The 10,179-nt window shown below is 64.9% G+C and carries 7 protein-coding genes; 3 read left to right on the forward strand and 4 right to left on the reverse strand.

Features of this window, described 5'->3' with window-relative positions; translation table 11 throughout:
• The 3 genes from VFP86_12110 to VFP86_12120 all read right to left on the reverse strand — a co-directional run.
• A partial coding sequence (locus tag VFP86_12110) for an AAA family ATPase (GenBank protein HET9000381.1) occupies positions 1-1,944 on the reverse strand: 1,944 nt, incomplete at its 3' end.
• A 409-nt stretch (positions 1,945-2,353) separates the two neighbouring features.
• Positions 2,354-3,142 carry a VOC family protein gene (locus tag VFP86_12115; protein HET9000382.1) on the reverse strand — a complete coding sequence of 263 codons (789 nt, stop codon included), beginning with the start codon at positions 3,140-3,142 and terminating at the stop codon, positions 2,354-2,356.
• A gap of 255 nt (positions 3,143-3,397) precedes the next feature.
• On the reverse strand, positions 3,398-4,144 hold the full coding sequence (locus tag VFP86_12120; protein HET9000383.1) for a type 1 glutamine amidotransferase domain-containing protein: 747 nt from the start codon (positions 4,142-4,144) through the stop codon (positions 3,398-3,400).
• 257 nt (positions 4,145-4,401) lie between these two features.
• On the opposite strand from VFP86_12120, the gene VFP86_12125 reads away from it, so the two are divergent.
• The 3 genes from VFP86_12125 (at position 4,402) to VFP86_12135 (ending at position 9,581) form a co-directional block, all read left to right on the forward strand.
• Positions 4,402-4,806, forward strand: a complete 405-nt coding sequence (locus tag VFP86_12125; protein ID HET9000384.1) for a helix-turn-helix domain-containing protein — start codon at positions 4,402-4,404, stop codon at positions 4,804-4,806.
• Between the two features lie 635 nt (positions 4,807-5,441).
• Entirely contained in the window at positions 5,442-7,703 is a 2,262-nt protein-coding gene (locus VFP86_12130; protein HET9000385.1) for a LuxR C-terminal-related transcriptional regulator, read from the forward strand.
• Positions 7,704-7,970: 267 nt separating this feature from the next.
• Positions 7,971-9,581, forward strand: a complete 1,611-nt coding sequence (locus VFP86_12135) for an ABC transporter substrate-binding protein (protein HET9000386.1) — start codon at positions 7,971-7,973, stop codon at positions 9,579-9,581.
• A gap of 168 nt (positions 9,582-9,749) precedes the next feature.
• Here VFP86_12135 and VFP86_12140 read toward each other — a convergent pair.
• On the reverse strand, positions 9,750-10,179 hold a 430-nt coding region (locus tag VFP86_12140), incomplete at its 5' end, for a hypothetical protein (protein HET9000387.1).

The raw sequence follows: 10,179 nt of genomic DNA on the forward strand, positions 1-10,179 counted from the left end.
ACGCACGGCCCGCTGGACGTCGCCGTGGTGCCCACTCACCAGGGCGGCGATTCCGACGATGTACTTGATGTCCCCTCGGGACTCCGTCGCTCGGGCGAGACGGAGCGCCTCCAAGCCCAGACCGGCGGCGCCGGGGTAATCCCGGCGCCTCAGCCGGAGTTGCGCAAGGCTGGCGAGCGCGAATGCGATCGTTCGTGTGCTTCCCGTGCTGCGGGCCAGGGTCAGGCCCTCGGTCACCGTGGTCTCGGCGCGCTCCAGGTCCTCCAGCAGCACAAAGGTCCGTCCGAGCTCGACCAGCGCAAGCACCACATTCCTTGGGTCCCCTGCCTCCCGGCTCAGCACGAGGCTCTGTTCCAACAGCACCCGCGCATCGCTGGCGTCGCCCTCTAGCGCGGCGACGGTTCCGAGGCGCGAAAGGACACGGGCCATCAGAGCAGGATCGCGTAACTGCTCAGCGAGGGCCAAGCCCTCTTGCAGCAGTGTCCGGGCGTGTGGGTAGTCACTCTGCAGCATCGCGAGGGTGCCCTCGCCCACGAGCACTTTGGCGCGAAGGCCGGGAGCGGCGCCGGCACCCATGGCCCGCGCCTCCTCGAGCCAACGCCGTCCCTCGCGCAGGTACCCGCGGACCGCCCAGAAGTCGAAGTCGCCCAGCGCTCCGGCGAGCCGCAGGCTGAACTCACCATCTCCCCGCTCCGCGCCCCACCGAAGGACCGCCCGGATGTTCTCGTGCTCCGCCTCCAGCCGCCGGAACCAGGCCTCTTCCCCGGGGCCCCACCCCGCCGCAGCCGCTTGCTCCGCCAAGGCGAGGTAATATTGCGCGTGCCGGTCCCGGGCCGTGTCCAGGTCTCCACTCTCCCGAAGGCGCTCCAATGCGTATTCCCTAATTGGCTGGAGCATCCGATAGCGCCGGTCGTCGGCGCCGAGCGGGTCGGCCTGCACCAGGCTCTTGTCCACCAGGAGGCCGAGGATGATCCATGCGGGCGTGGCCGGCTCGGCGTCCTGGAGGACGGCCTCCGCCGCCTCGAGAGTCCATCCCCCCACAAAGACGCCCAGCTGGCGGAACGCCCCCTGCTCCCTGGCGTTGAGCAAGCCATAACTCCAGTCCATCGCGTCGCGAAGGGTGTGATGCCGCCCCGGCACATCCCGCGCTTCTTCCGTGGACAGAAGGGCCTGCCCCTGCAGCCGAGAGAGCATCGCTGCCGGCGACAGGACGTGACTATGGGCCGCGGCGATCCGAATCGCGAGCGGGATACCGTCGAGCCGGTGCAGGAGCGCGGCGAGGGCGGGCGCGTCCGCCGGCGTGAACTCAATCGTAGGCTGAATCTGCCGGGCGTGCTCAAGGAAGAGCGCCGCCGCGGGCGCCTGCATCAGCGCTGAGGGGTCCGCCGTGCGCAGATCGGGCAGGGCCAGCCCCCTCACCGACAGCCGGTGCTCCAGTCGTAGCTTCAACGGCTCGCGGCTAGTGACCAGCACTTTGAGTTGTGGGGCTGCGGCCAGGAGCGCCGCCACACGGGCCGCCGCGGGCAAGAGATGCTCAAAGTTGTCCAAGACCAGCAGGAGGTGGCGGTCCCGGAGATGCGCGGCGACTCGCTCTGCCGGAGACAGAGCCGCGGCCTCCTTGATCTTCAACGCCTGGCCAATTGCCACGTCGATCTCCGCAGGGTCGTGGAGCGAGGCCAGGTCGACAAACCAGACCCCATCCGGGAACGCCGGCTGGACGTACCGGGCCGCCGCCCGCGCCAGGCGCGTCTTCCCGATGCCCCCCGGGCCTGTCAGCGTCACGAGGCGCACGGACTCACCGAGGAGGAGCGCGCGAATGGCCTCCAGCTCGCGCTCCCGGCCGATCAGCGGCGCCGGATCGGACAGAACTGTAGGGACGAGCGCACCTAAAGTGGACGATGTGCCGTTTTGTCCCGCCCGGCCCGGATGGTGCGCCTTGCTCATTGTGAACCCCTCAGTGGGACGGTGCTGCTCGTAAATTTCTTCGTCGCTCTTCGCAAGAACACTTCGCTGTGGCAAACCGCTCACGCGAGCATCCTATTCCCACAGGCGTGCTCCCGCGTCACCCCCTAGCCCTGCGAGTCCTCGCGTCTTTTTGCACAGATGGCCATGGCGCAGCCTCATGTGTCCCCGATGGGGAGCTTGAGCCTCGAGGGTTCAAACATCGCGAGAATCGAGCGGTAACGAGGACAACCAGACGGCTGGACTCACTTCTTCCGGATGGAGTGCCAGAATGAGGTACGCCTCTTGTAGCTCCGCCGGCATGTCCTCCAGTCGCCCGGCCGTCTACCAAAACGGTGGGTAGTGGGCCAGTTTTACCTTGGCCCACCACCCACTTCCGGTACTGTTAGTGTTATCGAGACTGTGGGGTAAAGATCGCAAAAACCGCGCCCTGAGGATCCTGGCAGACCGCGAAGCGGCCGATGTTCGGAATGTCCATTGGCGGCTTGAGGATCTTGCCGCCGAGATCCCCCACCTTTTTGGCCGTGCCGTCGCAGTCCGTGACGGCGAAGTAGGTCAGCCAATGCGGCGGAATGTCTTTCATCTGCGGAGGTCTCGCCATCATCCCCCCGACTTGCGTCGTTCCCGCTTTAAAGATCGAATATGAGCTATCTGCGCTCGTGTCGACTAAGTCGGCAGTCCAGCCGAACGTCGCGCCGTAGAATCGCCCGGCGGCCGCAATGTCGGGGGTCATCAGTTCGTTCCAGCACATCGCGCCTGTGTCGTTGACGAGATCCGCGCCGAGATGCGTCCTGGCCTGCCATATCGCGACCTGCGCGCCGGTAGGGTCCTGTAGGACGGCCATCCGGCCCACGTCCAGAACGTCCATGGGCGCATTGAGCACCTTGCCCCCACCCTGCGTGGTTTTCTTCGCGATGTCGTCGGCATTCGTCACGTTAATGAAGGGGAGCCAGTGCGACGGCACGCCCTGCGCGAGCATGTCCTTGCTCAAGGCATAGAGCCCACCCACGCTCTGGTTCTTCAACTTGACGAAGGTGTAGGTCATCTCGGGGCCCGCGGGCATGTCTTCGAATTGCCACCCGAACAGACCCCCGTAAAATCGCTTTGCCGCCGCCGGATCGGCGGTCCCGAGTTGCACCCAGGAGAAAACACCATGTGCATATTTGGTGCTTGTGGCCACATCACACCTCCTTGTTGGTTCTCGCTCCATAGTCGAACGGACTGCCTCGAAATCGACACCGCCTCGAACAAGAAATTGGTCGCGGAAAGCTGTAGTATCCTGAGTGCGATGTGGGGGCAGATGCTGAATTAGCCTCGCCGACCCAAATATGCGGGTTGTCCCCCTGATGATAGTGGACCCCGCGGCCAATGTCTATCGCTTGTCGGAATCCGTCACTCATGTTCTTACCCAGGTCACCGGGGAGGCTGCTAAGTGCTAGACGCCCAGCGCCTCAATCACCAATCGCGCGGCAGCGGTCGCTGAGTACTGCTGCTGTCCAGTGATCAAGTTCCCGTCGCGTACCGCGTGGGACTTGAAACGGCCCATCACCATGAAGTTCGTGTTGGGGATCTTCTTAGCTCCATCCTCGATCCGGAACGGCTGGATGCGCTGGCCGACGAACTCATCCGCATATTGTTCCTCGGAGTTGGCGAAGCCGGTCCATGTCTTGCCGTCCACCAGCAACTGCCCGTTGGATAGCCTTACCTTCAGCAGCACGCAGGTGGCGTGGCAGATGACCGCGGTAATCTTGCCCGCCTCGTAGAAGTCCGCGACCAGCTTATGCACCCGCTCGTCATTGTAGAATGTGTACATCGGACCCTGGCCACCGACGAAAAATGCCCCATCGTAGTCCCCGAGACGAATGTCGTGGATCGGCTTGGACTCATCGGTCAGTTTCCGATGTTCTGGTGAGCTTATGAACCCTAGGCTGATCAGGTCGTGGGCCGAGTACCCACTCTTATCCCGCGGGTCGCTCCAATTGTCCCCCTCGAGCTTGCCACCGTCGGGACTCGTGATGTCGACTTGGTACCCGCGCTCGGTCAACTCAAAGTAGGGGTGGCTAAGCTCAGCCCACCAGAAGCCGATCGGCCATCCGGTCTGCTTGGACGTCGTCGGGTTCGACGCGATGATCACTATCCGCTTCGGCTTGTTCGGATTCAAGATATCGATGCTTTCGGACATCGCCTGATCTCCCTTTTGAGAATTTGGAACTAGCGGGATTCTAGCAGGACGCTCAGTTATCTCGCTACGCACCAGATGGTACAGTACTTTCCCGAAGGTAAGTAGGATCATTCGTAGGAGATTATGCCGAGTCGGTCCGGTTCTACCAGATCGGTATGGCGGCCGGAGCCAATGCACTTCAAGTCCGCAAAATTGGCGAGGAGGAGCCGGTCGGACGCGGTAGAAAGCACACCAAGCACTTCAAAGGCAGGGGAAGCATGAGAAAAATCGTCGGCTTAGAAGACCGCGCGCTGCAGTCGCGGGAAGCAATCGAGCTCCTTTCCAGCAAGTGGCGGATTGCGGTCCTGAACATCTTAAGAGACGGCCCATTACGCACTAGCGAGATCCAAGGCGCCATAAGTGAAGTTTCATCTAAAGTGCTCACCGAGACGTTGCGGGGCATGCAACGGGATGGTTTGATCGACCGACAGATCTTTGGCGTCGTTCCGGCGCATGTTGAATACGGCCTCACAGGCATGGGCCGCAGTCTCATCAAACCACTTCGTGACTTGTGCCACTGGGCGAAGGCGCACGTCGCCGAGCGCGATCAGGCGAGGAGCAAATTCGAACTGGCTGCGAAAATGTCGCAGTCCGGGAAAGCACGTCAGGTGGTCTTTAAGTGATCACTCGGAAACCTTGAGAAATATGGTGGAGACGAGCGGATTCGAACCGCCGACCTCCTGACTGCGATTCTCCCGCCCGATGCGTCGCCCGGTGTGTCGTCCCCCATTCTTCTCCGTCTTTATCGCGCATTTTGGAGGCTTATATGCCATTCCCTACCCTTGCTCGACGGCCTCCGTCGCGGCGTCCGTTAGCAACCCGTTAGCAGATTGGCTTTTCAAACGCGAGTCGCGCAAGACAGTTGACGCCGGAATCGAACCCGCCGCAACCGATCCCCTGCTTCGCCCGAACCCTTGGAAGACAAGGGCCCTAGCGATGGCCCTCGTGACAGTTGGTTCGCTTGAACTTGGCGCATGCCACACAAACGTTCTCCCCACAGAGTGTCCTAGGTTGGGCCGATTGCTCTCGTCGGTCACCGCTGGTATGCTCGCGATGAGCGGCTGTCCTGGCGATCGGTTGCCTGCCGATTCGAGCCGACGCCTCGCGTGGGATACCGCACGCCACACTTCCAAAGGTGACCGTGCCGAAGCCGCGCGGAGGTGAACGAGGGACTCGCAGGACACCTGCGGTCGATCTTGTACCGCGCGCGCCTCAGTTTCTAGCTGATCCGACGCCGCTCATTGGCCGCGACCGCGAGTTGGACCTCATTCGGCGATACTTAGTCGACGACGCGATCAGGCTTTTGACGCTCACCGGTCCGGGCGGGATCGGGAAAACGCGACTGGCGCGTGCGGCGGCCGCGAGCCTCCACACGCACTTTCCCGATGGCGCCTGGTTCGTGGATCTGGTGCCCCTGCGGGATCCCGGCGGCCTCTATTCCGCGATCGCGCAGGCGTTGCAGCTCGGCGAGCGGACCACGCAGACGCCGCAGGAACGTATCGTCGAATTCATGGAGGGCCGGCGCCTGCTGTTGGTCCTGGACAACTTCGAGCACCTCGTGCCCGCGGCGACACTCATTGCCAAACTGCTGGCTACCTGCCCGGGCTTGCAGGTGCTGGTGACGAGTCGCGAACCGCTGAACCTGCGCCAGGAGCAACGGCTGCTCATCGAGGGGTTGGCGCTGCCCGATCTCACCCGACCGACCGTTGCGGCTGTCGCCGAGGCGCCATCGGGCGCCCTCTTTCTGGAACGGACCAAGTTGGTCCGGCCCGATTTTGCCGTGACGGCGGCGAACGCCCCGGCGCTGGCCGAACTGCTGCGCACCCTCGACGGGATACCCCTGGCCATCGAGGTCGCCGCGGCACGGAGTAATGTATTATCCCCGGCCGGGATGCTGTCGCGGCTGCGGGGGGAGGCGTTGCTCTCTACCGCGGAGGCGCGCGATGCGCCGGCCCGGCACCACACCCTCCGCGACGCCATCGAGTGGAGTTATACGCTGCTGGACCGGGGGGAGCAGCAGGTGTTTCGTCAGCTCGGCGCATTTGTTGGGGGCTGGACACTGGAGGCCGCCGATGAGGTCGTTCAGCCCGGCGAAGTCACCGAGGCCGTGTGGAAGATCCTCGGGTCGCTTGTGGAGAAGAGCCTGGTCCAGGCCGAAGCGATCGACAGCGCCGATCGCCGGTACCGGATGCTGGAACCGATCCGCGAGTACGCGCTGGTCCGGTTAACGGAGAGCGGGGAGCTCGACGCGGTCCGGGAGCGGCACGGCGACTACTACCTCGCGCTGGCGGAACGGGCGGCGCCGGAGTTGTGGGGGGGCGAGGAGCAGGCCTGGGGGCGCCGTCTGGAGCAGGAGCACGAGAATTTCCGGGCAGCGCTCCGGTGGGCCCGGGGCCGAGGAGACGGCGAACGTCTTCTCCGTCTCGCAGGGGCGCTGGCCGATTTCTGGTTCGTCCGCGGTTACCTGCAGGAGGGGCGCCGGTGGCTGGAGGAGGCTCTCACGGTGAGCCCGGATGCCATTGAGCCGCTCCGTGCCAGGGCGCTTGCCGGCGCGGGCAGGCTCGCGGCATTGCAGGGCGACGGCACGTCGGCTCGGGCGCTCCTGCGGGAGTCGCTGCAACTCGCGGAGAGCCTCCATGATTCGACTGCGACGGCCCGTGCGCTCTCCCATCTCGGAGTCGTCGCCCTGGTCGAGGGGGACGGCCAAGAGGCGCAGGCGCTGGAGGAACGGAGCCTCGCCCTGTACCGAGAGTTCGACGACCTTCGGGGATCCGCGGACGCGACGCTCAACTTGGGGTGGGCCACGGTGCTGCTGGGGAATCTGGAGCGGGCGGAGGCTTTCTTCATCGAGGGCCTGGAGCAATCCCGGGTGGTCGGGGCTAAACGCACGGCCGCATACGCGATGAGTGGCCTCGCCTGGGTCAAACTCAAGCGGCACGATGCCGCCGGAGCCGCCGCCCTGGTGTCCGCGGCGCTCACCGCGGCTGGGGAGGTTGGTCGCTCGCGCGCTCCGTGGGTCGCCGTGACGATCGCCGCCCTGGTGAGCGCCCAACGTGGGAACCTTGAGCACGCCGTCCGGCTGATGGCCGCGGCAGACGCCTGGAGCAAGTGGACGGGAGACGTCTTCGTCTCTCGGGTCCTGTTGCGAGAGGTCGAAACCTACCCCGAGTTCATCGCCCGCGCGCGCCAGCAGTTTGCGGAGTCCGTGTACGAGGTGGCCGTCACCGAGGGTCGGGCGATGTCGGCGAGAGAGGCGGTAGACATGGCGCGGGCCTGTGTTGCACCGCTCGCCGCGCGCGGTCAGGGTGGCGCTGGCCCCGTTGCCGATCCACTGTTAAGCCAGCGTGAACAAGCAGTGCTGCGGCTCATTGCCGACGGCCTGCCAAACAAACAGATCGGGACTGCACTGGGACTCTCCCCGAACACGGTGAAAACGTACGTAAACTCGGCGATGAACAAATTGGGGGTGGACAACCGCTCGCACGCTGTCGTCGTGGCGATTCGACGCGGGCTGCTGTGAGCATCAATCGCGAAAAAACGACCGATGTGCAAGTCGGGACAAAAAGACACACATTGTGCTAGCCAAGACTGAGCGGGGAGCAAGGCGAAGGGTACACGGTTACATCCGAACCACTCGTCTTTTGATCGCTGAAACTCATTTTTCGATCGCCATTACTAGCTAAAGTTAAGCTAGCCGGTGCGATACTGACCGCCGGCTACGACATAGACGGCATCATTGGGTTGGAGGGCTTCCTGGCCTGAGTATCTATCCGATTCGGAAGACCGTATGAACCGTCGAACCTTCCTCGGCCTGATGGGGCGGGGAGCAGGACTTGCCGCCGCCACCCGTCTGTTGCCCCCGCGCGCCGTGCGCGCGGCATCCTCGGCCGGCAAAGGCACTCTCGTGATGGCGCCCAGCTTCGTCATCCGGAGCCTCGATCCCGGCCACGTCCTCGAGCCCGTCGCCGAGATGGTCGCCCACGCCGCATACGACTCCCTGGTCACCTTCGACGGCGAAGATCTCCAGACCCCGAAGCCCTCCCTCGCCGTGAGCTGGAAGGCCTCAGGCGACGGCAAGACGTACACGCTCTCGCTCAGGCCGAACGTGAAGTTCGCGAGCGGGAATCCGATGACCTCGGCCGACGTGAAGTGGTCGTTCGACCGGGTCATCAACCTCAAGTCCAACCCGAGCTTCTTCCTCGACGGCGTGGAAGAGGTCCTCGCACCTACCCCCCAGACGGTGATCCTCAGGATGAAGGCTCCCCAGCCCTCGATTGTGCCGATCCTGTCGAGCCCGAGCCTCGGGATCCTCGACAGCAAGCTGGTGGCCGAGCACGGAGGCGACGCTGGACCCGAGGCCAAGACCCGGGACCAAGCCGAGGCCTACCTCAACGGCCACTCCGCGGGCACGGGGGCGTTTTCGATCGAGAGTTACACGGCCAATCAGGAGGTTGTCCTCGCGCGGAATCCTGGCCACTGGCGGGGGCCCGCTGCGATGGACCGGATCGTGGTTCGCAATATCCCGGAGGCGTCCACGCAGGCGCTGCAGTTGGAGCGGGGCGGCCTGGACATCACCACCGGGCTGGGGCGAGACAACGCCCAGACGCTGCGGCGCTTCCCGGGCATCACCGTGCAGTCCAGCCGGGTGGCCACCTCGTTTGTGTTCATGGTCAACAAGGACCCGCAGTTGAGCGGCCAGCTCTCCCACCCGAAGGTCATCCAGGCGATCCGCTACGCGCTCGACTACGACGGCATCCTCACGATCGCCGGCCCGGGTGCCGTCCGGATGGCGGGCGTGATCCCCACCACGCTCCCAGGCGCGCTCGATTCGAAGGAGGCGATCCGCACCGACCGCGACAAGGCCCACGCGCTGCTGCGGGAGGGCGGGCTCGGCGCGATCAAAGGCACCATGATGTATTCTAGCGACGCCACCGCGTACGGGATCCAGTACGCGGTCCTCGCCCAGAAGATCCAGGCCGACCTGGCGGCCGTCGGCATCGCCCTCGACCTCAACGGGCTCCCGGGCATCCTGAGCCTCCAAAACTATCGCGAGGGCAAGACCCCGGCGTTCTTCAGCGGGGACGCCGCCGGTTACCCCGACGGGAGCACTTTCCTCGCCTATCTTCCCGGCCGGCTTGTAGGGAAGCGGATGCGGTGGCCCGCGAACGCGAGCCCGGAGGCTCAGGAACTGGCGCGGTGGGGGGACGAAGCCGAGGCAGAGGGGGATCCGCGCAAGCGCGTGGCGCTGCTCCAGAAGGTTCAGCGGCGCCTCCTAGAGATTGGGCCTTACGCGCCGCTGTTTCAGCCGGCGCTCTCGTGGGCGCATCGCGCCGACCTGCGCGGCGTGACGTTCCACAGCGTGTGGGGGGTCGACTTCTACGCGGTGCGTCGCGTGTAGGACCCTTCCGGCGTGACACTCCGGCGCTACATCGTCCGGCGGGCGCTCCTGCTCCCGCCGATGCTGCTTGGTGTCACGCTGCTGACCTTCATTCTGTCCCACGCCGTTCCGGCAAGGGTCGTTCCTCCGGTGCGGCGGCGTGCACGATTTTCACCCCATCCCTCATCATCAACGGTGTCCAGCCTCGGTCAGGAAGCCGCCTTCAACGGGAAGGAAGAGGCTCCTCGGCGCCCCCCACGCGGGCTGCTGCCGGTTCTCGCCTTTCATCGGCAAGCCGCGCGGGGCGGCAGCCTGCTGGTCGGTCAACACGGAGGCGATTTTCGTGCCCGCAGCGGCGAGCAGCGACCGATGGCCGACCGGGCCGAGATCCACCTTCATGAGGAGCTGGTCAGCCAGCCCGGGAATCCCGGGGCCGCCGTTGATCGGCAAGCCCAGGGCGCTCGCCGTCAGGACGACCCCATCGCCGGGCCCGAACGAGAACACGGCTCTCTGCAACTCCTGCAGGTCTCCGGTGACCCCAGCCCACGTGCCCTGATCGTGCGTGTCCAATTGCCCCTGGTTACCGTAAAAGGCGTAGGCGCGGATCCCCTCGGGCAGC

It is taken from the genome of bacterium (assembly GCA_035703895.1).
Taxonomy (GTDB): domain Bacteria; phylum Sysuimicrobiota; class Sysuimicrobiia; order Sysuimicrobiales; family Segetimicrobiaceae; genus Segetimicrobium.